Origin of the sequence: Streptomyces naganishii JCM 4654 (genome assembly GCF_014650575.1) — a bacterium.
Classification (GTDB): domain Bacteria; phylum Actinomycetota; class Actinomycetes; order Streptomycetales; family Streptomycetaceae; genus Streptomyces; species Streptomyces naganishii.
The window spans coordinates 72,374-95,597 of sequence record NZ_BMVF01000019.1; the positions used below are offsets into that span (position 1 = coordinate 72,374).

The 23,224-nt window shown below is 69.8% G+C and carries 22 protein-coding genes; 6 read left to right on the top strand and 16 right to left on the bottom strand.

The genetic code is table 11. The features are described from left to right. Positions 1-45 precede the first annotated feature (45 nt). Positions 46-180, top strand: a complete 135-nt coding sequence (locus IE217_RS28040) for a hypothetical protein (protein ID WP_229865659.1) — start codon at positions 46-48, stop codon at positions 178-180. Here IE217_RS28040 and IE217_RS28045 read toward each other — a convergent pair. From IE217_RS28045 to mnmA, 5 genes are all read right to left on the bottom strand, one after another. Further along, a complete protein-coding gene (locus IE217_RS28045; protein WP_190180748.1) occupies positions 153-1,406 on the bottom strand; it encodes a restriction endonuclease subunit S in 1,254 nt (417 codons plus the stop codon). The genes IE217_RS28040 and IE217_RS28045 overlap by 28 nt on opposite strands. Then, on the bottom strand, positions 1,396-4,029 hold the full coding sequence (locus tag IE217_RS28050; protein WP_190180749.1) for a type I restriction-modification system subunit M: 2,634 nt from the start codon (positions 4,027-4,029) through the stop codon (positions 1,396-1,398). The genes IE217_RS28045 and IE217_RS28050 overlap by 11 nt, the downstream gene beginning before the upstream one ends. Positions 4,030-4,135: 106 nt before the next feature. Next, entirely contained in the window at positions 4,136-4,975 is an 840-nt protein-coding gene (locus IE217_RS28055; protein WP_190180750.1) for an RloB family protein, read from the bottom strand. Further along, the gene (locus IE217_RS28060; RefSeq protein ID WP_190180751.1) at positions 4,972-6,252 is read right to left on the bottom strand and encodes an AAA family ATPase; all 1,281 of its coding nucleotides are present in this window, start codon (positions 6,250-6,252) and stop codon (positions 4,972-4,974) included. The genes IE217_RS28055 and IE217_RS28060 overlap by 4 nt, the downstream gene beginning before the upstream one ends. A gap of 159 nt (positions 6,253-6,411) precedes the next feature. Further along, on the bottom strand, positions 6,412-7,542 hold the full coding sequence (gene mnmA / locus IE217_RS28065; RefSeq protein WP_190180752.1) for a tRNA 2-thiouridine(34) synthase MnmA: 1,131 nt from the start codon (positions 7,540-7,542) through the stop codon (positions 6,412-6,414). A 60-nt stretch (positions 7,543-7,602) separates the two neighbouring features. Here mnmA and IE217_RS28070 point away from each other — a divergent pair, with 60 nt between their 5' ends. Next, entirely contained in the window at positions 7,603-8,271 is a 669-nt protein-coding gene (locus IE217_RS28070) for an N-acetylmuramoyl-L-alanine amidase (protein WP_190180753.1), read from the top strand. Positions 8,272-8,388: 117 nt separating this feature from the next. Here IE217_RS28070 and IE217_RS28075 read toward each other — a convergent pair whose 3' ends face one another. From IE217_RS28075 to IE217_RS28085, 3 genes are all read right to left on the bottom strand, one after another. Beyond that, complete coding sequence (locus IE217_RS28075) at positions 8,389-9,558, bottom strand: cysteine desulfurase family protein (protein ID WP_190180754.1); 1,170 nt, start codon at positions 9,556-9,558, stop codon at positions 8,389-8,391. Between the two features lie 144 nt (positions 9,559-9,702). Beyond that, positions 9,703-9,969 (bottom strand): DUF4190 domain-containing protein, encoded by a 267-nt coding sequence (locus IE217_RS28080; protein WP_190180755.1) that lies wholly within the window; start codon positions 9,967-9,969, stop codon positions 9,703-9,705. Positions 9,970-10,063: 94 nt separating this feature from the next. Continuing rightward, a complete protein-coding gene (locus tag IE217_RS28085; RefSeq protein ID WP_190180756.1) occupies positions 10,064-10,228 on the bottom strand; it encodes a hypothetical protein in 165 nt (54 codons plus the stop codon). A gap of 123 nt (positions 10,229-10,351) precedes the next feature. Between IE217_RS28085 and IE217_RS28090 the strand changes: the two genes are divergently transcribed. After that, complete coding sequence (locus IE217_RS28090) at positions 10,352-10,975, top strand: TetR family transcriptional regulator (protein WP_190180757.1); 624 nt, start codon at positions 10,352-10,354, stop codon at positions 10,973-10,975. A 22-nt stretch (positions 10,976-10,997) separates the two neighbouring features. On the opposite strand, the gene IE217_RS28095 is transcribed toward IE217_RS28090, so the two are convergent. Next, entirely contained in the window at positions 10,998-11,954 is a 957-nt protein-coding gene (locus IE217_RS28095) for a helix-turn-helix transcriptional regulator (RefSeq protein ID WP_190180758.1), read from the bottom strand. Between the two features lie 104 nt (positions 11,955-12,058). Between IE217_RS28095 and IE217_RS28100 the strand changes: the two genes are divergently transcribed. Continuing rightward, positions 12,059-12,646 carry a TIGR03086 family metal-binding protein gene (locus IE217_RS28100; protein ID WP_190180759.1) on the top strand — a complete coding sequence of 196 codons (588 nt, stop codon included), beginning with the start codon at positions 12,059-12,061 and terminating at the stop codon, positions 12,644-12,646. On the opposite strand, the gene IE217_RS28105 is transcribed toward IE217_RS28100, so the two are convergent. Further along, positions 12,633-13,496 (bottom strand): thioesterase family protein, encoded by an 864-nt coding sequence (locus IE217_RS28105; protein ID WP_190180760.1) that lies wholly within the window; start codon positions 13,494-13,496, stop codon positions 12,633-12,635. The genes IE217_RS28100 and IE217_RS28105 overlap by 14 nt on opposite strands. A 173-nt stretch (positions 13,497-13,669) precedes the next feature. Between IE217_RS28105 and IE217_RS28110 the strand changes: the two genes are divergently transcribed. Continuing rightward, the gene (locus tag IE217_RS28110; protein WP_190180761.1) at positions 13,670-14,911 is read left to right on the top strand and encodes an alpha/beta hydrolase; all 1,242 of its coding nucleotides are present in this window, start codon (positions 13,670-13,672) and stop codon (positions 14,909-14,911) included. On the opposite strand, the gene IE217_RS28115 is transcribed toward IE217_RS28110, so the two are convergent. Together IE217_RS28115 and IE217_RS28120 are read right to left on the bottom strand one after the other, a co-directional pair. After that, entirely contained in the window at positions 14,820-15,476 is a 657-nt protein-coding gene (locus tag IE217_RS28115) for a trimeric intracellular cation channel family protein (RefSeq protein WP_190180762.1), read from the bottom strand. The genes IE217_RS28110 and IE217_RS28115 overlap by 92 nt on opposite strands. A 65-nt stretch (positions 15,477-15,541) precedes the next feature. Then, the gene (locus IE217_RS28120; RefSeq protein ID WP_190180763.1) at positions 15,542-16,933 is read right to left on the bottom strand and encodes a M1 family metallopeptidase; all 1,392 of its coding nucleotides are present in this window, start codon (positions 16,931-16,933) and stop codon (positions 15,542-15,544) included. A gap of 287 nt (positions 16,934-17,220) precedes the next feature. On the opposite strand from IE217_RS28120, the gene IE217_RS28125 reads away from it, so the two are divergent. Then, a complete protein-coding gene (locus IE217_RS28125; protein ID WP_190180764.1) occupies positions 17,221-17,742 on the top strand; it encodes a hypothetical protein in 522 nt (173 codons plus the stop codon). A gap of 90 nt (positions 17,743-17,832) precedes the next feature. On the opposite strand, the gene IE217_RS28130 is transcribed toward IE217_RS28125, so the two are convergent. The 4 genes from IE217_RS28130 to IE217_RS28145 all read right to left on the bottom strand — a co-directional run bounded on the left by IE217_RS28130 (position 17,833) and on the right by IE217_RS28145 (position 23,211). Then, the gene (locus IE217_RS28130) at positions 17,833-19,191 is read right to left on the bottom strand and encodes an ABC transporter ATP-binding protein (protein ID WP_229865657.1); all 1,359 of its coding nucleotides are present in this window, start codon (positions 19,189-19,191) and stop codon (positions 17,833-17,835) included. A gap of 23 nt (positions 19,192-19,214) precedes the next feature. Next, positions 19,215-20,312 carry an ABC transporter ATP-binding protein gene (locus IE217_RS28135; RefSeq protein WP_190180766.1) on the bottom strand — a complete coding sequence of 366 codons (1,098 nt, stop codon included), beginning with the start codon at positions 20,310-20,312 and terminating at the stop codon, positions 19,215-19,217. Next, positions 20,309-21,307, bottom strand: coding sequence for an ABC transporter permease (locus tag IE217_RS28140; protein ID WP_190180767.1), 999 nt, complete (start codon positions 21,305-21,307; stop codon positions 20,309-20,311). Before IE217_RS28140 ends, IE217_RS28135 begins: the two co-directional genes overlap by 4 nt. 110 nt (positions 21,308-21,417) lie before the next feature. Next, a complete protein-coding gene (locus tag IE217_RS28145) occupies positions 21,418-23,211 on the bottom strand; it encodes an ABC transporter substrate-binding protein (protein WP_190180768.1) in 1,794 nt (597 codons plus the stop codon). Between the last annotated feature and the right edge of the window lie 13 nt (positions 23,212-23,224).

Here is a 23,224-nt window from a genome sequence, read left to right on the forward strand (position 1 = left end):
AAGTGGTTCAAGTCCTCCTTCTCAGAGGCGTCCGGCAACGCCTGCGTGGAGATTGCCATCTCCGACGAGGACGGCGACGTAGCGATACGCAACAGCACCTGCCCACAGCTGACCATCAGAACCAGTCGCGCCGCGTTCGCCGCCCTGGTCACTCACCTACGCACGACCTCACCAGGCTGACCGGAGACGGCTCTGCCACTCAGAAGATCCTCCAGAAGCCCTTGTTGGATAACGCGGAACTTGGACAACTGGCGATCCACCGCAGCAACACGAGACCGAACCGAACGAATCGGACCGAGTAGTTTCGCCTGCTCAGTGAGCGACGGTACCGGGACCAGCATGTGCTTGACCTGAGTGGAATTGATAGAGGCGAGGTTCGTCGTTTGCTTACCGACCCGCTGGAAATAGGCACGGCCGGCATCGGACGAGGTGTACAACGAGAGGAACTCCGACGACATCTCCGCTCCGCACCGCACCCGGAAGACGTGATTCTGATGCAAGCACTGGTCGATACGCCCATCCCAAACCGCACCCCGGCCCAACTTGTCCAGATCTCCGCCTTCCGTCAAGAGCAGGTCGCCCTTGCGTAGCGCGAAGCGCTCGTATTGCGAGCGGAGAATGCGCACCCGCTTCAGGTCAGCCGTGTCGATCCTTCCGTCCAGTACGTTTGCGACACGCAGGTAGGGAAGTTCTACAGTCCCCTCTCCCACCGGTTCGGAGCCCAGTGTCACACCAGCGGCAACCGTTGCGATCGACTCCAGGCGAGCAGTGGGCCAACGTGAGCCCATGTCGGCGAATACTTCAACAGCCAAAGAGGCCTCAGTGACCCTGAACTTGGCCCGCAGACGCTCCAACGCCGCGATCCGCCGCTCCACCACCGCATGAGCAGCGACGATGCTGCGCTGTTCAGCTTCATCAAGATCAGGAAAAGGAACTTCCTCAAGCAACTTTGAGTTAATCGTGTACAGCCCCGAACTCGTGGCACAACGCGTCATCCAGTATGAGCGTACATACGGCGAGTTGAGCCAGAGAACTGCGAACTCGGGAACGGCCCCGGTGAAGCGCAACCTGTACAAATGATTCTGGTACAGAAGCCCAGAATGCTCATCAGTCACGATAGCCGCTCGTCCGATCTGTCCCGGATCTGCGTGGCCCTCCACCACTAGGACATCACCGCGAGCCAGTTCGTATCGGGGACGGTCCTGTTTCTGCTCCTCAAGCGTGGCGATGTCCGAGGTGTCGATCCAACCTTTACGCACGTTGGCCACCCGGAGATATCCACTGGCATGCCTCTTGGGTACTCGATGAGGACCCAATGTGATACCAGCGAGGACAGGTTTCGTGACGTGCTTCAACGGCACACAGAGTTCGGCCAGCCGACCCGGCAGGAAGACGTCATCGCGCATAGCCGAGCTCCTTCAGCCACGCCCCGAACTCCTCCGCCGCACCGTCGCTGTCCGCCTCCAGCTCCGCCAGCGACACCGCGTACTTCTCGGCCCAGCGGCCGAAGTCCACGACCAGCTCGCGACGGCCCGTAGCCGACATCGCCTCCAGGCGAGTGGAGAGGCCCTCGCCGAGGACCTCAAGAACAACACGCTGTCCGCCGTCCTCGGCCTTGGCCATCTCGGCCGCCGCCTTCAGCTCCGGCAGGAACTTCGTGTCGAAGGCCGACCGGCGCTTCGAGGCCGCCGTGCGCTCCTTGCGGCGTTGGGTGACCACATTCTCCAGGGCAGCCATTTCCTCAGGGCCGACCGCCTCGGCTTCCGCACCCTCCGGCTCGGAGGTCTCTTCCTCCTCCTCGCCCGCGTCCGCATCCGAGGCCGCAGTCCCCTGCGCCTCCGCCAGCCTGGCCACCGCCTCCTTGTACGCCGCGTCCGCCTCCGCCAGCGCCGCGTCCGCTCGGGCGACCTCTGCCAGGAACTCCGGGATGAGGGACCGTACGACCGGCTCGTCCAGCGCGCGGCGCTTGTCCGCTGTGGTGACCGTGGACTTGGAGCGGCCACGGCGCGGACGACCGCCCTCGCTCTCCTCCTCGTCGGGGACCACCGGGTTGACCATGGTCTCCACGGTCTCCACCCAGCCGTCGAGCACCCGCTCGTATCCTCCGGCCGCCAGCGCTTTCACGTCGTACCGCGCGGAGGACCACCAGTCGGCGACGATCCCGTCCGTCTCGTACCGGTCCAGGATGCCGACCGGCTCGATCGCCGCCCGGAAGCCGGCGACCAGCCGCTCCCGCAACCGCATCGGCTGCCGGTCCACGCTTAGGTTCGAGAAATGCTCGGCCTGCTCGGCCCACCACTTCTCGTACGCCTCACCCAGCTCGCGCTCCTTCGCCGCCGCGAGGACCGGAATGCGCTCGGCTGTCGCGTCCGGTCCCTCGGGCAGGAAGTCGACGTAGTCCTCGTCGTCCGCTCGTGCCGCGAAGAGGGACGACAGGTCCACGCCGTAGGCCCCGAAGGCCTCCGTCTTCGTGTCGATCTCCGCCTTCGGCACCCCGCCGTACAGGTGAGCGCGCACATCCTGCGGCTCCACGGCCGGCGAGTTGTCGACCCAGCGGCGGATGTTGAGGTTGCAGTCGGCGGCCAGCAGGTCGTCCCTGCTGACGACGCGCGAGTAGCCGTCGATCGGAGTCCAGTCGCGGTAGACGGTGACGATCTTCTCGACGTGCTCGGGGCCGAGGACGTTCTGGTTCTTGCCCGGCCGGTACTCGCGGTCGGCGTTGATGAAGAGGACGTTGCCCTGCCGGTCGCCGTGCTTGCGGTGCGGCTTGCGCAGGATCAGGATGCAGGCCGGGATGCCGGTGCCGTAGAAGAGGTTCGGGCCGAGGCCGATCACCGCCTCGACGCAGTCGTCCTTCAGCAACTCCCTGCGAATGTCGCGTTCCTTGCCGCCCCGGAACAGCACACCGTGCGGCATGACGGTGGCGGCGACGCCGTCATGCTCCAGCACAGAGATCATGTGCTGGACGAACATCAAGTCGGCCTTCTTGCCCGTTTCCGGCGCCCAGCCCCACTTCATCCGGGTGCCGTGCGCCTCCTCGGCCTTCTCGACCTCGTCCTTGTCGTAGGGGAGGGAGAAGGGCGGGTTCGACAGCACTTTGGTGAAAGTCCGCAGCCGCTTGCTGCCTGGCCGCCAGTGCAGCGGCTCGGTGAGGGTGTCGCCGAGCTGGAGATCGAACTCGCGGATGCCGTGCAGCACCATGTTCATGCTGGCCATGGACCAGGAAGGGCCGTTCTTGTCCTGTCCGTTGACCGACAGCAGCTGCGGGTCCTCGCCATGCTCCTCGACGTGTTCCCGTGCTGCGATCAGCATGCCGCCCGAACCCGCGCATGGGTCGTAGACCGATTCCCGCTCCTTCGGGTCCACGAGCCGGACCATCATCCGCACGACCTCGCGCGGGGTGTAGAACTCGCCGCCACGCTGCCCCGCCGAGTCCGCGAAGCGGCCGAGCAGGTACTCGTACGCGGCGCCGAGCATGTCCGGGAACTCGAAGTCCTCGTTGCGCAGCCGGTAGAGGCTGAAGTGCCGGATCAGTGCACGCAGTTCAACCGCCGTGAAACGGGACTTGGTGCCGACCGTGTCGTTGAAGGAGATGTGGGAGGTGACGCCCGCCAGCCGTTCGTTGGAGCCGGTGAGCGCCGCCAGCGCCTGGTCGAGCCCTTGGCCCACATGCTCGGTGAGACCGGAGATGCCGGGCTCCGGCTCCGGGATCGGGCCGCCCTTCTCCAGGGGCTCGTGGTACTTGTGGGGGCCCTTCCACCAGCGTGCCTTCTGGGGCACGTAGAAGACGCGGGGGTAGCTCTCGGGGTCATTGGCGCGGGCAAGGGCGTCCTTCTCGTCCTTGCCCGGCTTGTCGAGTTCCGCGCGGTAGATCCGTTCCCACTCCGGCTGGAACTCGTCCGAGGAACGCTTCAGGAAGAGCATTCCGAAGATGTAGTCCCGGTACTCGGAGGCGTCCATCCGGCCACGCAGAATGTCGGCGGCCGAGAACAAATGCCGTTCGAGCTGGGGCAGGGTCAGTCTGGCCACGGACCGGTCCTTCGTGCGCCGTCGGGATTCGAGAGAACCCCGGCAGCCTAGTCCGGTCGGTCGGCCCGTAAGAAATCGCCTGTCGGACCGCGGACGATTCCCGGCCTCACCGGGCCGACGTCTCGTCCTCGACGATTCCCAGGTGGACCAGGAGCCGCCAGACGTCGGTGGACGGGTCGCGCTTGAGCGGGTCGCAGTTTTCCGCGTGGCCGCTGCGTCGGTTCCACTCCTCGTAGCTCTCGGTGCGCGGCCCGGGAATCGGAGCGTGCGCGAGGTTCCGGGCCGAGCACGACCCGTGCGAGCACAGGCTCACGAGCTTGCGGGCATGGCGTACGGCGTCCTTCTCCCGCCCCAGGAGCGACTGGCCGCGCTGGTCGTCGAGGCCCTTTCCGCGATCGCCCGAGGACCTGTCGTACTCCGCGAAGCCCTTGGCGTCCCGGTGCTCGCGCAGCCGGCGCAGGACGGCGTCGTTCACGCCTCCCTCCTGGCTGGTGAACTGCTGGAAGTGCAGGAGCAGCCACAGTTCGAAGGAGGGGTGGGAGAGCGCGACCTGGACGCCCTGCTCGGCGGCCTCGCGCATCGCGTCCGGGATGTCCTGGTCCCGGTTGTCCCGCGCGTCACGGTCGAAGAGCGCCCACTTCTCGTCCGCCGGGTCGGAGGCGGACTCGATCACCTTCTGCACGACCTCGGTGGGGCGCAGCCCGTTCCTGGCTCCGTGGAATTTGAGCACGAACTTCTTCCGTTCGCCGTAGGTCTTGTTCAGCAGCGCGATGTAGTCCCGTTCGGTCTTCTCGCCCTCGGCGGCGATGTAGACCACCCGGCGCGACTCGTCCTCGTAGGACTGGGGCGGCCGACGCAGCGGCCTGGCCTCGTCGGCGTCGCGGCGGCGCCGGCGGCCTCGCGGCTGGTCCCGGTTCTGGCGGCGGTCCTGTGGTCCCCTGCTCACGCTGTTGCCCGCAGCCCCTCTTCGATGAGTGCGATCTGCCGTGCGATCTCGCCGCTGGTCAGTCGGGGGACGCCCCCGTAGTGGCCGTGCAGGTAGCGGCGTTCCAGGTTGTCGTCGCGGCGGGCCTTGCGGGCCGCCGTGATCGGGTAGAGCTGGGACTCGCCGGTGGCGTTCTTGAGGGCGATCCACACCTGGTCGCGGTCGAGTGGCCGCTCCACCACTGACGGGCCCAGCAGGGTCGCGTCATGCGTGGTGAAGATCAACTGGGCGGTCCGCGGGTTGGCCTCCTCGTCCTGGAAGAGGCGGATGACCTCCGCGGCGAGGATCGGGTGGAGGCTGGAGTCGAGTTCGTCGGCGAGGAGCACCCCGCCCTGGTCCAGGACGTGGAAGAGGGGCCCCAGGAAGGCGAACCAGGCGTGGGTGCCCAGGGACTCCTGGTCCCAGAAGTCCAGGGGGCGGGGGGTGCCGTCGGCGCTGCGGTGCAGCAGCTGCACCTCGCCGCTCTCGGGGTCCAGGGTCAGTCCGGTGATCCCCAGATCCGCCGCGGCCAGCATCGCACCGATGCGCTTGCGCAGCCCGGCACCATTCTTGCGGTCGGTCAGCCGCGTACGGGTCCACTCCGTCCGATGGGGAACGTCCGCGCCGGACGTCACGAGCCAGAGATTGTCCACGAACCAGCGGTGGACGGCTGAGAGCGCCGGATGATTGAGCGTGGCCCCGGCTGTCAGGAACAGGGCGTCAGGGCGAGTGGACGAGACGATCACGTCCTTGTGCCCCTTCAGCCCGTTTCCGGGGAAGCGGAACTCGCCACCCTCCTCGTCCGGGCGGTCCGCCTCGCGGTCGAACCACACCTGTCGTCGCCCGGACGGATAGGCGTGCAGCCACTCGGCCTCCACGCGGTCGTCGGACAACTCGAAGCCGTAGGTGTAGCGGACGGGTCGTTTGCCGAGGAGCAGATCCACCTCGAAGAGACTGGACTCGTCCTGCGCCTCCGAGGCGAGTTCGAACGGCTCCCGTGGCACTCCGGGCCTCTTGCCCCAGTCCGCGAAGGACTCCAGCACCGCCTTCCGCATGAACCGCAGGGCGTCCAGGACATTGCTCTTGCCGGAAGCATTGGCTCCGAAGATGCCGACGGCCGGCAGTACGGACACCGGCCTGCCCTCGGAGCGCGCGGGGGTCTGCCGGGCCGTGCTCTCGTTGAGCTCGGTGGCCACGAGGGAGAGTTCGGTCTCCTCCCGGATGGACCTGTGGTTGGCCACCCGAAAACTGAGCAGCACGGCCGACCTCCAGACGAGGCGGGTACCTGGTTCACCGCCTTGGGCTCCTATGTGCGGGTAATCCGCACGGTCGAGCCTAAAACGACTCGTGGAGATGCGCCAGACCTCGTCATCGAAGGTTGACCGCGTTCTTCCTGCGCCCTGCCTGGAGGAGTGCCTTCAGACCACGTCCGCCGTCGCCCGCTCCGTGGTCGCGATCGTCGCCGAGCCGACCACGCGGGTGCCGTCGTACAGGACGATCGCCTGGCCGGGGGCGACGCCGCGGACCGGCTCGGCGAAGGCGACCCGCAGTTCGCCGTCGGCGAGTTCGGCGGTGACGGCGGTCTCGCCGCCGTGGGCGCGCAGCTGGGCGGTGTAGGCGCCGGGGCCGGCCGGCGCGGCGCCGCACCAGCGGGGCCTGATCGCGGTGAGCGCGGTGACGTCGAGCGCGGCGGCCGGGCCGACCGTGACCGTGTTGTCCACCGGGGAGATGTCGAGGACGTAGCGGGGCTTGCCGTCGGGGGCCGGGGTGCCCAGGCGCAGGCCCTTGCGCTGGCCGATGGTGAAGCCGTACGCGCCCTCGTGGGTGCCGACCACCGCGCCGGACTCGTCGACGATGTCGCCCTCGGCCTTGCCGAGGCGGCGGGCGAGGAAGCCCTGGGTGTCGCCGTCGGCGATGAAGCAGATGTCGTGCGAGTCGGGCTTCTTGGCGACGGCCAGGCCCCGGCGCTCGGCCTCGGCGCGGATCTCCTCCTTGGTGGTGACCGTGTCGCCGAGCGGGAACATCGCGTGCGCGAGCTGGGTGCTGTCGAGGACGCCGAGGACGTACGACTGGTCCTTGGCCATGTCGGAGGCGCGGTGCAGCTCGCGGGTGCCGTCGGGCAGCGTCACCACGCGCGCGTAGTGACCGGTGCAGACCGCGTCGAAGCCGAGGGCGAGCGCCTTGTCCAGCAGCGCGGCGAACTTGATCTTCTCGTTGCAGCGCAGGCAGGGGTTCGGGGTGCGCCCGGCCTCGTACTCGGCGACGAAGTCCTCCACGACGTCCTCGCGGAAGCGGTCGGCGAGGTCCCAGACGTAGAAGGGGATGCCGATGACGTCGGCCGCGCGGCGGGCGTCGCGCGAGTCCTCGATGGTGCAGCAGCCCCGCGCGCCCGTGCGGAAGGACTGGGGGTTGGCGGAGAGCGCGAGATGGACGCCGGTGACGTCGTGGCCGGCCTCCGCGGCGCGCGCGGCGGCGACGGCGGAGTCGACCCCGCCCGACATGGCGGCGAGGACGCGGAGGGGACGGGTGCGCTGCGGGGTGTCAGTCATAGCCCCTCCAGGGTACGGGGGCGCGGGAACCGGGACCGCCGGATATCCGTTGCAGATCGCATGGGGGCGAAGAAGGGCGGCAAGGGCGACGCGGACCGGCGGCCGGGGCGGCGGGCGCTGCTCATCGGCGCGGCGGCGGTGGTCGTGGGCGGGGCCGCGCTGGAGCGCAGCGGGCTGTCCCGGCTGTGGTGGCGGCTGCCGGGCGCTCAGAAGCCGCGGGTTCAGGGCGCGGTGGACTTCGGGGGCGCGCGGTGGGTGGAGGCCTCCCCGGCCAACTACCGGCGGGCGGACCGCCCGGACGACTACCGGATCGACCGGGTCGTCGTCCATGTCACCCAGGGCAGCTACGCGAGCGCGGTGAAGGTCTTCCAGGATCCGGGGCACAAGGCCGCCGCGCACTACATAGTCCGCAAGGACGGGCACGTCACGCAGATGATCCGCGAGCTGGACGTGGCCTTCCACGCGGGCAACCGGGAGTACAACGAGCGCAGTGTCGGCATAGAGCACGAGGGTTTCGTCGAGGACGCCTCGTCCTTCACGGACGCGATGTACGCGGCCTCGGCGCGGCTGACGGCCCGGATCTGCGCGCGGTACGGGATACCCGTCGACCGGCGGCACATCATCGGCCACGCGGAGGTGCCGGGCGCCGACCACACGGATCCCGGCCGGCACTGGGACTGGGACCGTTACCTGCGCCTGGTCCGCGCGGCCCGGACCACGCGGACCTGAGCCGTCACGCCACCACCGCCCCCGCCCGGGCCGTCACGCCACCACCGCCCCCGCCCGGGCCGTCACGCCACCACCGCCCCCGCCCGGGCCGTCGCGCCCTCGCGGGCCTGAGCCGTCTCAGGTCAGGCCCGCCGCCCGTGCCCTCGCCACCGCCGGGCCGATGGCCTTGGCGACCGCCTCCACGTCGGCCCGGGTGGAGGTGTGGCCGAGGGTGAAGCGGAGGGTGCCGCGGGCGAGATCGGGGTCGGTGCCGGTGGCGAGCAGGACATGGCTGGGCTGGGCGACGCCGGCGGTGCAGGCGGAGCCGGTGGAGCACTCGATGCCCTGGGCGTCGAGCAGCAGCAGCAGGGAGTCGCCCTCGCAGCCGGGGAAGGTGAAGTGGGCGTTGGCCGGCAGCCGGCCGGCCGGGTCGGGGTCGCCGCCCAGGATCGCGTCGGGGACGGCCGTGCGGACCGCCTCGATCAGGTCGTCGCGCAGGGCACCGATCTCACGGGCGAACCACTCGCGCTGTTCGGCGGCGAGCCGGCCGGCCACGGCGAAGGAGGCCACGGCGGGTACGTCGAGGGTGCCGGAGCGCACGTGCCGCTCCTGGCCGCCGCCGTGCAGGACGGGTACGGGGGTGTGCTCGCGGCCGAGGATCAGCGCGCCGATGCCGTACGGGCCGCCGATCTTGTGGCCGGAGACGGTCATCGCGGCGAGGCCCGAGGCGGCGAAGTCGACGGGGACCTGGCCGAAGGCCTGGACCGCGTCCGCGTGCAGCGGGACGCCGAACTCGGCGGCGGCCTCGGCGAGTTCACGGACCGGCAGGACGGTGCCGATCTCGTTGTTGGCCCACATGACGGTGGCCAGGGCGACGTCGTCCGGGTCGCGGGCGATGGCCTCGCGCAGGGCGCCGGGGTGGACGCGCCCGTGGGCGTCGACGGGGAGGTACTCGACGGTGGCGCCCTCGTGTTCGCCGAGCCAGTGGACGGCGTCGAGGACGGCGTGGTGCTCGACGGGGCTCGCCAGTACGCGGGTACGGGCCGGGTCGGCCTCGCGGCGCGCCCAGTACAGGCCCTTGACGGCGAGGTTGTCGGCTTCGGTGCCGCCGGAGGTGAACACGACCTCGCTGGGGCGGGCGCCGAGGGCTTCGGCGAGGGTTTCGCGGGACTCCTCGACCGTCCGGCGGGCTCTGCGGCCGGATGCGTGGAGGGAGGAGGCGTTGCCGGTGACACCCAGCGCGGCGGTCAGCGCCTCTGCCGCCTCCGGCAGCATGGGGGTGGTCGCGGCGTGGTCGAGGTAAGCCATGGTGAGGCCGATTCTACGGCCCGCCCCTGGCGCCCTCGGGCCGGGAGCGGGGTGGGGTCTCGGACGGGCGGTGCGCCCGGCCGGCCCGCTCGGCGGTGCCCCGTCGTCCACGGGGCCACGGGGTGGCGTCCGGTACCGGGCGGCTCAGAAGCTCCAGGACACCGTGTTGTCGGCCTGCATGAAGGCGAGCAGCACGAGCAGGTCGGCGATGCCGAGGCCGAGGCCGAGGTAGGCGCGGCCGGGGCGGGTGGTGCCGCGCCACAGGGCGACGCCGGCCAGGGCGATGGCGATGGGGCCGAGGAACAGGTTGAGGACGAGCAGGCCGAGCAGGCCGAGGATGAAGGACGCGACGGCCATGCCGTCCGCGTCACGGGCGGCGGTACGGCGCGTGGCCGGTGCGGTGAGCTGCATGGTGTGTCTCCCGACGGTCGGTGGGGCCTTCCGCTCGCGCGGAGCCCCGGTGCTGGTGGCGGTGGGCCGGCGCTGACCGGCCGGCCCGCCCGGGTCAGTGGGACGGGCCGCGGCGGCGGGCGTGGCGCTCGCGGAGCGCGAAGACGCCGAGCCAGGCGGCGATCGCGACGGCGGCGACGACAGTGAAGTCCAGCGGTGCGTGGGCCACGGTGCCCAGGACCAGGCCGAGCAGCATGAGTGCGGCGACGAGGAACAGCATGGGTTCGGATCCCCCTCCGGTGAAGTTTCGGTGAACGCTTGTAGTAACAGTTGTTCACTGACTCTCGAGTCTAGCGTGTCCGGCCGCTTTTCAATTCCGGAGAACAGTTGTTAACTGCATGGCATGAGTCACACTCTCGGTGTCCGCCAGGCGCAGAAGCAGAAGACCCGGCGGGCCCTCCTCGACGCGGCGCTGGCCCTGCTGGAGGAGCAGAGCCTGAGCAGCCTGGGTCTGCGCGAGGTCACGCGCGCCGTCGGCGTGGCGCCGACGGCCTTCTACCGGCACTTCCGCTCCACCGCCGACCTGGGGGTCGCCCTGGTCGAGGAGGCGCTCGGCAGCCTGCACCCGATGATCCGGACGACGGTGTCCGGTGCGGACGACAGCGACGAACGCATAGCGCGCGCCGTCGAACTGATCGGCCGTCACGTGGACGCGTACCCCGCGCACGTGCGTTTCATCGCCCGGGAACGGCACGGTGGCGTGCAGCCCGTGCGGGAGGCCATCCGCGAGCAACTGGCCCGGTTCGCCTCGGAGGTGAAGGACGAGCTGGCCAAGGACCGCCTGGCGGCGGGCTGGAGCGAGGACGACCTGCTCATGCTCGCCCATCTCTACGTCGACCAGATGCTGATCACCGCCTCCCTCTTCCTGGAGGCGTCCGACGCCCGCGAACGGGCCCGCGTCACGGACATGGCCACCCGCCAGCTGCGCCTGATCAGCCTCGGCCGCAAGCACTGGCCGACCGCCTGACTCCCCGGCGCCGGCGGCCGGTTCAGCAGTACAGCCGCGCCAGCGACGCGGCCGCCTCCCTCAGCTCCTCGCGCGCCTCGGGCGGGGAGACGACCTCCACGCTGTCGGCGTAGGCGAGGAGTTGACGCGTCTCGCGTGGCGAGCCGTAGGAGAGGCGGGCCGTGATCCACTCGCCGGCGCCGTCGTCCTCGGGGAGTTCGGCCAGGGACGAGCCGCTCAGGCGCAGGAACATGTCGAGGCGGTCGCGCCGCACCCGTACCGTCACCTCGAACCCGCCCGGGCGCTCCTCGACCTGGCGGCGCAGCACCTCCCAGACGCCGGCGAGTTCGACGCCAGGGCGCCGCCGCACGGGGTCGTCCAGGAGCCGGGCCGAGCGCACCCGGTCGGCGCGGAACAGCCGCGGCTCGGCGCTCCGGTCGGCGACCAGGTACCAGACGCCCGCCTTGGAGACCAGGCCGTAGGGGTCGACGGTGTACGTCCGCGGCTCGCGGGTGCCGCCGTGCCGGTAGCGCAGCCTGAGCCGCCGGTCGGCGAAGACCGCGTCCTGGAGCACCTGGAGGTCGACGGCCGGGCGCGGGCCGCCCTTCCAGCGGGTGGCGTCGACCAGGATCCGCCGGCTGGTCTCCTCGGCCGCGGGCCGGTGCGGGGCGGGCAGCGCGGCCATCACCTTGCGCAGGGCCGAGCCGAGCGCCGCGTCCAGGCCGAGCGCGGCGTGCGCGCCCTGGGCGGCCAGCACGAACAGCGCGCGGGACTCGTCGGCGGTCAGGCCGGTGACGTCCGTACGGAACCCGGCGAGCAGTTCGATGCCGCCGTGCCGGCCGCGCTCGGCGTAGACCGGGACGCCGGAGGCCGACAGGGCCTCGATGTCGCGGTAGATGGTGCGCACCGACACCTCGAGCCGCCCGGCGAGTTCGTGCGCGGGCACCCGGCCCCGGGTCTGCAGGAGCAGCAGGATCGACAGCAGGCGGTCCGACTTCACACCGGCCAGGATCGCCCACCCCGGGAACGCCCCGCAAATGCTGACGGAAACTGTCAGGTTTTCCCGCGATGCTCGGCACACCGAACCGACGAGGAAGGCACACCATGAACGCCATCGACCCCCGCCCCGTCTACGCCCGCGCCACCGAGCAGGCCGCAGCCCTGATCGGGACCGTACGGCCCGAGCAGCTGGCCGGCCCGACCCCCTGCACGGAGTTCGACGTCCGCGGCCTGCTGAGCCACATGGTCGGCGGCACCCTGCGGATCGCGGTCGTCGGCGAGGGCGGCGACGGGCTCGCCGTGCACCCGTTCGCCGAGGGCGTCGGCGACGAGGACTGGGCGGCGGCCTACGACGAGGTCCGCACCCGGGTCCTCAAGGCCTGGGAGGCCGACGACCGCATGACCGCGACGGTGCGCGTGCCCTGGGGCGAGGTGCCCGGCGCCGCCGCCCTGTCCGGGTACGTGATGGAGCTGGTGACCCACACCTGGGACCTGAGCGAGTCGCTCGGGCACCCCGTCGAACTCGACCCGGAGCTCGCCGAGTTCGCGCTGGGGATCGCCCGCCGGGTGCTGCCGGACGAGCAGCGGGACGAGCAGACCCCCTTCGCCTCCGCCGTCCCGGCCGGCGAAGGGGCCGGCGCCTACGGGCGGCTGGCGGCCTGGCTGGGCCGCGAGCCGCTCAGCCGAGCCTGACCCGGGCGAGCTGACGGGACTGCGCCACCAGCCGGTCGGCGCTGTCCCACACCTCGGCGTCCTCCTCCAGGAAGCCGCCGGCGAGGTTGCGGGTGGTGACGGACACCCGCAGCGGGCCGGGAGCCGGGCGGCAACGGACGTGCACGGTCAGCTCGACGGTCGGGACCCAGCCCTTCAGGCCGATCTCGAAGGCGGTCGGGGGCAGCGCGTCCACCGCGAGGAGCAGGGAGAGCGGGTCTGCGTCCCGGCCGTCGGCGAGTCCGAACCAGGCCCGCATCTCCCCCTTGCCGGAGGGCGAGCCGAGCGCCCACCCGAGGGTGGCGGGGTCCAGCTTGAGCATCAGGCGGTCGGTGATGGCCGAGCTGCCGGGCACGGGGGCCGGGCCGTCCTGGGGGCCGAAGCACTGCTCCATCGGCGGGATGGCGGGCGGCTCGGCCGTGGTGCGCACGTCGTCGGGCAGGGCGTCCAGGTCGCCGTAGGAGGCGAGGACGCGGATGCGTTCGACCTCCTGGCCGTCCGCGTCGTACTGGAAGAGGGAGGCCTGGCCGCTGGAGAGGGTGCGGCCGGTGCGGACCACGTCCGTGCGGACGACGGCCGGGCCGGGCCGGGAGGCGGTCAGGTAGTGCGCCGAGATGGTGAACGGGTCGGGGTGCGGCAGCGCGTCCGCGAGCGCCCGGCCGAGCACGGCGAGCAGGTAGCCTCCGTTGACGGCGTTGATGATGGTCCAGCCGGCCGAGAGGTCGATGTCGTAGACGCCGGGGGCGCGCCGGACGACGGCGGTGTCACGGTCGAACTCGGCGGCGCCGATCGCGGCCCGGCGCGCGGCCGGGGCGGAAGCTGCATCTGGCATGGGTGAACGGTACAACAGGAAACTACTAAGCGGTAGCTTTCCGCTTTCGGCTCATATGACGAACGCCACTCTGGTCGCTCCGCCGCAGCTCAGAGAGTGAGGCTTCAGCAATTTCTCGGTAAGTGTCCCCCCTCGTCCGTGACCCGAGGCCCCTGTTTTCCCTCTATGAGGACATGAGCCTCACCGGGACTCCGTTCCTGTACACCACCATCGCGTTCGCCGTGATCGCCATGGTCCTTCCGTTCGCCCTGTGGACACGGATGAAGGGCCCGAAGGCGCTGCGCCACGCGGCCCGCGCGCTGATGCTGCTGTTCGCCCAGGCCACGGCCATCACCCTGGTCTTCGTGCTGGTGAACAACTCCAACAACCTGTACGACAACTGGGCCGACCTGCTCGGCACCGGCAACCACGTGCAGAAGGCCGCCGACCTGGGCGCCGACGGCACGGGCGGCATCGCCTACCGGAAGCTGCCCAAGGTCCACCAGACGTTCACCCAGGCCGACGGGCCCGGGATGCACGCGGCCGGCGGGGTCAAGGTCACCCAGCTCAAGGGCCGGGTCTCCGGTGTGAGCGGCGAGGTCTACGTGTGGCTGCCGCCGCAGTACGACGACCCCGCCTACGAGGACAAGAAGTTCCCGGTGGTGGAGCTGCTGTCCGGCTACCCGGGCTCGGCGAAGGCCTGGTTCGGCTCCGCGCACGCGCACGAGCAGCTCGAACCGCTGATGCGCAGCGGCAAGGTCGCGCCGTTCATCCTGGTCTCCCCGCGCACCAACCTGATCGCCAAGATCGACACGGGCTGCGCCAACATCCCGGGCACCGTCAACGCGGACAGCTGGCTGAGCATCGACGTGCCGAAGATGGTCATGGACAACTTCCGCACCGAACCGGCGCCGGACGGCTGGGCCGTGGCCGGCTACTCGGCGGGCGCCCACTGCGCGGCCAAGCTCGCCGTCGCCCACCCCGACCGCTACCGGGCCGGGGTCAGCCTGTCCGGCTACAACGACCCGATCGGCGAGCGCAACTCGCTGGCCTCGCAGAACATCGAGGTGCGGCGCGCGAACAACCCGTTCGTGCTGCTGAAGAACTACCGCAAGCCGCCGCGCGTCGCGCTGTACTACTCCGGCGAGGCGAACGACGGCTACCAGGCCGGCGTGGCCATGGAGCAGATCGCGAAGGCGCCGACCACCGTGCGCGTGGTCTTCCTGCCGCGCAGCGCGGGCGGGCACAGCATGGCGCTGTGGCGGCCGCAGGTGCCCACGGTGTTCCGCTGGCTGACCATGGAGCTGAGCCAGAAGGACAACCGGCAGCCGCACAAGGGCTCGCCTACTCCTCGCGTACCGTCGAGCGCCGGTTCCAGGCCCGCGGAGCTCGCCAGTGGTACCGCATCGCGAGCAGGCGCAGGACAAAAGCGGTGAGCGCCGCCAGGCCGCTGGTGAGCGGGCTCAGCACGTCCTGATCGATGCAGAGCGCCACCATGGTGGCGCCGACGATCGCCGGGACCGCGTACAGGTCGCGGTCCCAGCGCAGCAGCGAGGGCACCTCGTTGGCGAGCACGTCCCGCAGCACACCGCCGCCCACGGCGGTGGCGAGCCCGAGGGTCGCCGACGCGGTGAGGTTGAGGCCGTAGGCGTACGCCTTCGTCGTGCCGGACACGCAGAACAGGCCGAGGCCGGCCGCGTCGAAGACGTAGACCGCGCGCTGGATGCGCTCCACGTGCGGGTGCAGGAAGAAGACGACGAGCGTGGCGAACAGCGGGGTCAGGAAGTACCCGAGGTCGGTGAAGGCGGCCGGCGGCACGGCTCCGATGACCACGTCGCGGAACAGCCCGCCGCCCAGCGCGGTGACCTCGGCGAGGACGGCCATGCCGAAGACGTCGAAGTTCTTGCGGACGGCCAGCAGCGCGCCGGAGATGGCGAACACGAAGATGCCGACCAGGTCGAGCGTGTGCTGGACGGTGGGGCTGAACAGTTCGGGAGGCACCCCACATTCTTACTCGGCGCGGGGTGTGGGCCTTGCGATGCAAGGCCCACCGTGGATGCCGGCGTTTACAGGGCGGGTTTCGAGGTCGTGAACAGCCAGGTGTCGAAGAGGTCGCCGAGCCGCTGCCCGGAGATCCGTTCCGCCAGGCGCACGAAGTCGGCGGTGTCCGCGTTGCCGTAGCGGTGCAGGGCCGTCCAGGCCGGCAGCAGGCGGAAGAAGGCCCGGTCGCCGATGCGCTCGCGCAGCACCTGGAGCGTCATCGCGCCGCGCTGGTAGACGGCGGAGGCGAACATCGTGTCGCGCTGCGGGTCGGCCACCTCGACCTGCCAGAAGGGGCTGTCGGCGGGGCGGGAGTCGTAGGCGGCGAGGAAGGAGTCGTGCGCCGAGCGGGTGCCCTGGTGCTCGGCCCACAGCCACTGGGCGTAGGTGGCGAAGCCCTCGTTGAGCCAGACGTCCTTCCAGCGGCGGACCGACACGGAGTCGCCGAACCACTGGTGGGCCAGCTCGTGCACGATCGTCGTCTCGTTGCGCACGGCCGAGTAGGCGGGCTTGCTCTGCACCTCCAGTGAGAACCCGGCCTCCGGCATGTCGTCGACGATGGCGCCGGTCTCCTCGAACGGGTACGGCCCGAACACCTGCGACCAGTAGTCGGTGGCGGCCGCGGTGACGGCGTACACGTCCACGCTGTTGCTGTTCCTCAGCTTGGGGTCGATGGCCACGTAGATCGGGATGCCGGAGGGGGTCCGCCCGGTCCGCACGTCGAACTTCCCGATGGTGGCGGTCGCGAGGTAGGTGGCCATGGGCCGGCTCTCGCGCCAGTGGGTGTACGTGGAGCCGCCCCGGTCGCTCGTGGACACCAGCCGGCCGTTGGAGACGGCGGTCAGGCCCTTGGGCGCCTTGACGCGGATGTCGTAGGTGGCCTTGTCGGAGGGGTGGTCGCTGGAGGGGAACCAGGTGGAGGCCGCGTTGGGCTCGCAGGCGACGAAGACGCCGTCCTCGGTCCTCATCCAGCCGTACTTCGAGCCGAAGACGATGGGGCCGCTCAGCGGCTGGGGCATCCCGCCGTAGGTGACGGCGACCCGGAAGGTACGGCCCTCGCGCAGCACCCCGCGCGGGGTGACGCGCAGTTCGTCGCCGTCGCGGGTGAACCGCGCGCGTCTGCCGTCCACTTCGACGCGGGTGACGGTGAGCTGCTGGAGGTCGAGGTCGAAGGAGGACAGGTTCTGGGTGGCGCGCGCGGTGATCGTCGTACGGCCGTCCAGGCGGCCGGTGTCCGGGGCGTAGGCGATGTCGAGGTCGTAGTGACGGGCGTCGAAGCCGCCGTTGCCCGCGAGCGGGAAGTAGGTGTCGCCGATGCCCGGGGCGCCGGGGGTGGGGGCCGAGGAGGCGGCGACGGTCAGGAAGGAGAGCGCCGCGGTGACGACGGCTCCTAAGCGTGCCGAACGGGAGAGTGCCATGAGTCATCCCTTCAGGCGTGCGCGGATCTGCGGATCACACGGACAGGGACGACTGTGCGCTCTCCCGCTCAGTCATGCGCATGACTTTGCCAAGTCGTCATGCGCCGGGCTTTTCGAGGACTTGGGAAGAGGTTTTGCCGGGTAAATGCGGCAGGCGCCGGCAGGCTCAATTCTTCCTCAACCAATCCGGATTGCAATTGACCGGCCACTGTCAACTGCATAGGCTCGCTCGCGCTTGACGGTTTCCGCCGCAGCGGGGGCCGGACCACACAATAGGGGGGATTCTCATGCGTAAGAGAGCAAAGCTGGCCGCGCTGCTCGTCGCGGGCATCACGCCGGTTCTCGCGGGGGCGGCGCCGGCGTCCGCGGCCGTCACGCCGAAGCGCTCCTGCCCGGTGGACTACGGGGTTCTCATCACGTCGCACAAGGCCTACCGGCTTCCCGCCAAGGGCGCCTACTTCAAGGACGGCCCGGGCGGCACCATGACGGCCTCGGTGACCAAGGCCACCACCATCACGTACAGCGTCTCCACCTCCCTCGAGGTGAGCGCCAGCTACCTGTTCGCCTCGGCCAAGGCGTCGGTGAGCGGCAGCATCACCAAGTCGGTGGCCGTCACCACCGGTCACACCTACTCGCACAACATCAGCGCGCGCAAGTACGGCAACCTGCAGTACGGCTCCAACGGCTATCAGGTGAGCTGGGAGTCCAACCGGACGAACCCGAACTGCTCGGTGACCACTCTCGCCTCGGGCACCGCCAAACTGCCGGCGACCTCGGTCGGGTGGCATTACTGGGAGACCAGTTCCTGATCCGGATTTCTCCGGCTCCGGCTTTTCCTGCGCGTGGGCCCCGGAAACCGATTCCTGGTTTCCGGGGCCCACGCGTCGGTGATTCGCCGCTTACTTCTTGCCTTCGCCTTCCGGCTCGGAGGAGTTCTCCGCGGACGGGGACGCGGGGGCGGCCTCGGCCTCGGCGGTCTCGTCCGCGGTCTCCGCAGCCGCGGCGGTCTTGTCCGCGCTCTCGGCAGCCGCGGGGGTCTCCTCCGCGGTCTCCGCCGCCTCGGCGGCCTCCGCGATCTCGGCGACCTCCGCGGCGACCGCGGCCGAGGTGGCCGCGGACTCCGCCAGGACCTCGTCGGCGACCAGCTCGGCCGCCTCCTTGGCCGCCGTGAGCAGGACGGTGTCCTGGGGCGCCTGGTCCTCGAAGTTCTCCGGGTGGTGGCAGGCCACCCGCTGGCCGGGCTTCAGCTCCAGCAGCGGCGGCTCGGTCGTCCGGCAGATCTCCGTCGCCTTCCAGCACCGAGTGTGGAAACGGCAGCCGCTCGGCGGGGAGATCGGCGAGGGCACGTCGCCCTTGAGCAGGATGCGCTCGCTCTTGGCGTTCTTCCGCTTCGGGTCCGGGATCGGGACGGCCGACATCAGCGCCTTGGTGTACGGGTGCATCGGCGCCTTGTAGAGCGATTCCCGGTCGGCCAGCTCCACGATCTTGCCGAGGTACATCACCGCGATCCGGTCCGAGACGTGCCGGACGACCGACAGGTCGTGCGCGATGATCACGTACGTCAGGCCGAGCTCCTCCTGGAGGTCGTCCAGGAGGTTGACGACCTGCGCCTGGATCGACACGTCCAGCGCCGAGACCGGCTCGTCCGCGACCACGAGCTTCGGGTTGAGCGCGAGCGCCCGGGCGATGCCGATGCGCTGGCGCTGACCGCCGGAGAACTCGTGCGGGTAGCGGTTGTAGTGCTCGGGGTTGAGGCCCACGACCGACAGCAGCCGCTGCACTTCCTTCTTGATGCCGCCCTCGGGCGTGACGCCCTGGAGCTTGAAGGGAGCGCCGACGATCGTGCCGATGGTGTGGCGCGGGTTCAGCGACGAGTACGGGTCCTGGAAGATCATCTGCACGTCGCGGCGCATCGGGCGCATGCCGCCCACGCCGAGGTGCGTGATGTCCTTGCCCTCGAACTCGACCGTGCCGGCCGTCGGTTCGAGCAGCCGGGTGATCAGCCGGCCCATCGTCGACTTGCCGCAGCCGGACTCGCCCACGACGCCCAGGGTCTCGCCCGCGCGCACCTCGAAGTCGATGCCGTCGACCGCGCGCACCGCGCCGACCTGCCGCTGGAAGAGGCCCTTCTTGATCGGGAAGTGCTTCTGCAGCCCGGTCACCTTCAGCAGGATCTCGCCGGCGCCGGCGTCCTTGGTGAGGGTGGCCGTCGCGGAGGTCGCGGCCTGCGTGCCGTCGCTCTGTGCAGGGATGCTCACTGCGTTGTCCTCTGCGTTCTCACTCACAGCTTCGGCGCAATCTCTTCGGTCCAGATCCGCTCCCGCTGCTCCTGCGTCATGTGGCAGGCGGCCCAGTGGTCGCTGCCGACCTCGGTCAGCTCGGGGCGGACCGTGCGGGTGAGGTTGTCCTTGGGGACGTCGGCGTACGGGCAGCGCGGGTTGAAGGCGCAGCCCGAGGGGACGTTGATCAGCGAGGGCGGGGAGCCCTTGACCGGGATGAGCCGGTCCTGCTGCTCGCGGTCCAGGCGCGGCATCGAGCCGAGCAGGCCCCAGGTGTAGGGGTGCCGGGGCTCGTAGAACACCTTGTCGGCCGGTCCGCGCTCGACGCAGCGGCCGCCGTACATCACCAGGATGTCGTCGGCGAGTTCGGCGACGACGCCCAGGTCGTGGGTGATGATGATGACCGCGGAGCCGAATTCCTTCTGCAGGTCCCGGATCAGGTCGAGGATCTGCGCCTGGACGGTCACGTCCAGGGCGGTGGTCGGCTCGTCCGCGATGAGCAGTTCGGGGTTGTTCACCAGCGACATCGCGATCATCGCGCGCTGGCGCATACCGCCGGAGAACTCGTGCGGGTAGTTGTCCACCCGCTTGTCCGGCTGCGGGATGCCCACCCGGTCGAGCATCTCGACCGCCCGCTTGCGGGCGGTCTTCTTGTCGACGTTGTGGTGGATCCGGTACGCCTCCACGATCTGCTGCCCGATCGTGTAGTACGGGTGCAGCGCGGACAGCGGGTCCTGGAAGATCATCGCCATGTCGCGGCCGCGCAGCTTGCGCACGTGGTCGGGGTCGGCGGACAGCAGCTCGGTGCCGTTCAGCCAGATCTCGCCGGAGATGCGGGCCTTGCGCTTGCCGTACTGGCCGGCGGTGTGCAGGCCCATGATGCCGAGCGAGGTCACCGACTTGCCGGAGCCGGACTCGCCCACGATGCCGAGGGTCTTGCCCTTCTCCAGCTTGAAGCTGAGCCCGTCGACGGACTTCACCAGGCCGTCGTCGGTGGGGAAGTGCACCTTGAGGTCGCGCACTTCCAGGAAGGCGGTCGCGGCGTGCGAGGCCGCGGTGGGTTCACCCACGGCCGCGCCGCTCTTGCTGAGTTCGGTCATGCGAGCCTCACTCGGGGGTCGATCACGGCGTACAGGATGTCCACCACGAGGTTGGCCAGCAGCACCGCGAGGGAGGTGATCAGGGTGACGCCCAGGATGATGGGCAGGTCCTGGTTCCTGATCGCGTCCAGCACGGCCCGGCCGAGGCCCGGCAGGTTGAACGTGGACTCGGTCAGGATGGCGCCGCCGATGAGGGCGCCGAGGTCCATGCCCAGCATGGTGAGGATCGGCGTCATCGTGGAGCGCATGGCGTGCTTGCCGATGACGGTCTGCTCACGCAGGCCCTTGGCGCGGGCGGTGCGGATGTAGTCCTCGCCGAGGACCTCCAGCATGGTCGCCCGGGTGATCCGGGCGTACATCGCCGCGTAGAGGAAGGCGAGGGTGATCCACGGAAGGATCATGCCGCCGAACCAGCCGGTGAAGCTCTGGTCCAGTGGCACGTATTGGGCGTTGAGCCATTTCAGCCCGAAGGCGAAGATCGCCAGGGAGAGCATGCCGGTGAAGTAGATCGGCAGGGAGACGCCCGCGAGGGCGACGACCATCGCGCTGCGGTCCCAGAGGCTGCCGCGCTTGAGCGCGGAGAGGACACCCGCCGCGACACCGAAGACGAGCCACAGGACGGCGGCACCGAGCGCGAGACCCAGGGTCACCGGGAAGCGGTCGGTGAGCACCGGCCAGACGGCCTGCTCACTCTTGAACGAGTAGCCGAAGCACGGTGCGGCGCAGTGCGTGACGTCACCGCCGGCCGAGTAGGTGCGGCCGGCGAAGATGCCCTTGAAGAACTCCCAGACCTGCATGTAGATCGGGTCGCTCAGACCGAGCTTCTCCCGCACACCGGCGACCGCGGCGGGGTCGGCCTGCTTGCCCACGAAGCTCAGGGCGATGTCGACGCCCGCCCACTTGGGGACGAGGAAGAAGATGCCGAAGACCACCATGATGATGACCACCAGCATCACTGCGGCGGCGAACAGCCGCCTGATGAGGTAAGCGAGCACAGCTTACGGCCCGCCGCGGACCGCGGGCCGCCGGAGGTCTTCCGGCGGCCCGCCATCACGCCGCGCCGGCCTTCACCTGCCTTTCGTGCCGTACGGCGGGTGTGCCGGGTTTACTTCGGGTTCTTCAGGCCGAGGTTGACGAAGTCGTACATACCGCTGTAGCCGTCGGTGGTGTAGACGTTCGCCAGGTTCGAGGAGCGCCAGTTGATGAACTTCTCGAACACGAAGGGCAGGTAGTAGCCGCCCTCCATGACCTTGTGGTTGATCTCGGTGGCGATGCCGGGCTTCTTCGACGCGTCGGTGGCGTTGACGTAGCTGTCGAACAGGCCGTCGATCGTCTTGTCCTTGATCAGGGCGTAGTTGTTGTTACCGCTCTGCAGGATGTACTTGCTGTCCCACAGCGGCAGACCGAAGCCCTGGACAGTCGGGAAGTCCGGGCCCCAGCCCATGATGATGATGCCGTAGCCCTTCTTCTTCACGTTGGCGGGGCTGCCGATGATGCCGGTGGTCTGCGAGCCGTCGTACTGGTCGATCTGGGCGTTGATGCCGATCTTCTTCAGCGACGCCTGGAGCGACTGGGCCGTGGCCACCTCGACCGGCTTGTTGTTGCGGACGGCGATGGTGGTGCTGAAGCCGTTGGGCTGGCCGCAGGCCTTCAGCTCCTCCTTGGCCTTGGCGACGTTGCCGTTCTTGTTGGCGCCGGCGAGCTCGTACGGGTCGTACTTCTGGCCCTCGGAGCCCGGGACGGACGGCGGCAGCATGTTGGTGCCGATGTCGCCGCCGGCGATGGGGCCGCCACGCGCGGTCTGGAGGGAGACGTGGTCGGCGCCGTAGATCACGGCCTTGCGGCAGTGCTCGTTGTCGAACGGCTTCACGCTCTGCGGGAACACCGCGTAACGGATGTAGCCGGAGACCGGGTTGTCCAGGTTGGCCTTGTGCTGCTTGAGGGCCTCGGTGCGGCCCTGCGGCGACATGCCGGTCTGGTTGATGTCCAGGTCGATGTCACCGTTGATCAGGCGCTGGTCCAGCTCGTTGGCGTTCGAGAAGAACTTGACCGTGATCTTGTCCGGGTACGCCTTGCGGATCGGGTCCGAGGCCTGCTTCCAGCTGGTGTTGCGGACCAGGGTGAGGTCCTTGCCCGGGTTGTACGACTCGAACTTGTAGGGGCCCGAGGAGAACGGGTGCAGGGTGTACTTGGACTTGGTGTCCTTGTCCTGGCGGACCGGGGAGGCCGAGACCAGGGCCAGCATCTCCTCGAAGTCCGAGTTGGCCTTCGGCAGGTGGAAGACGATGGTCTTGTCGTCCGGCGTGTCGATCGCCTTCAGGCCGAGGTGGTCGGCGGCCTTGTCCTTGTACGGGCCCTGGTACTTGGCGTCCGGGTCCAGGACGTCCTTCAGGTAGGTCGGGCCGCCGGACAGCACGTCCTGCGCCCACACGCGCTCGATGCCGTACTTGACGTCCTTGGAGGTGATCGGCTTGCCGTCCTCCCAGGTGATCCCGTCACGCAGGGTGTACGTGTAGGTCTTGCCGCCGTCGGACACCTTGGCCAGACCGGTGGCGAGGTCCGGGGTCAGCTCGGCGCCGGCCTTGCCGGGCTCCGCCTTGGTCGTGACCAGCTGGCGGCTGTAGTAGCGGGCGAAGTTCCACATGAAGCCGTAGTAGCCGCGCGTGGTGTCCCACGAGTCGGCGTCCTGGGCGCCACCGAACTTCAGCGTTCCGCCCTTCTTGACGGCGGAGGCCTGAGCGACCTTGTTGTTGGCCGCGTCGAAGCCGGCCGCACCGTTCTTCGAACCGCCGCCGCTGTCGTTGCCGCCGCCGCACGCCGCCGTGGTCAGCAGCCCTGCGACCACAGCCGCAGCGGCCAATGCCTGCTTGCGCCGCCCTGAGGTGCGTTGGGTAGTCACGATCTCGGATCCT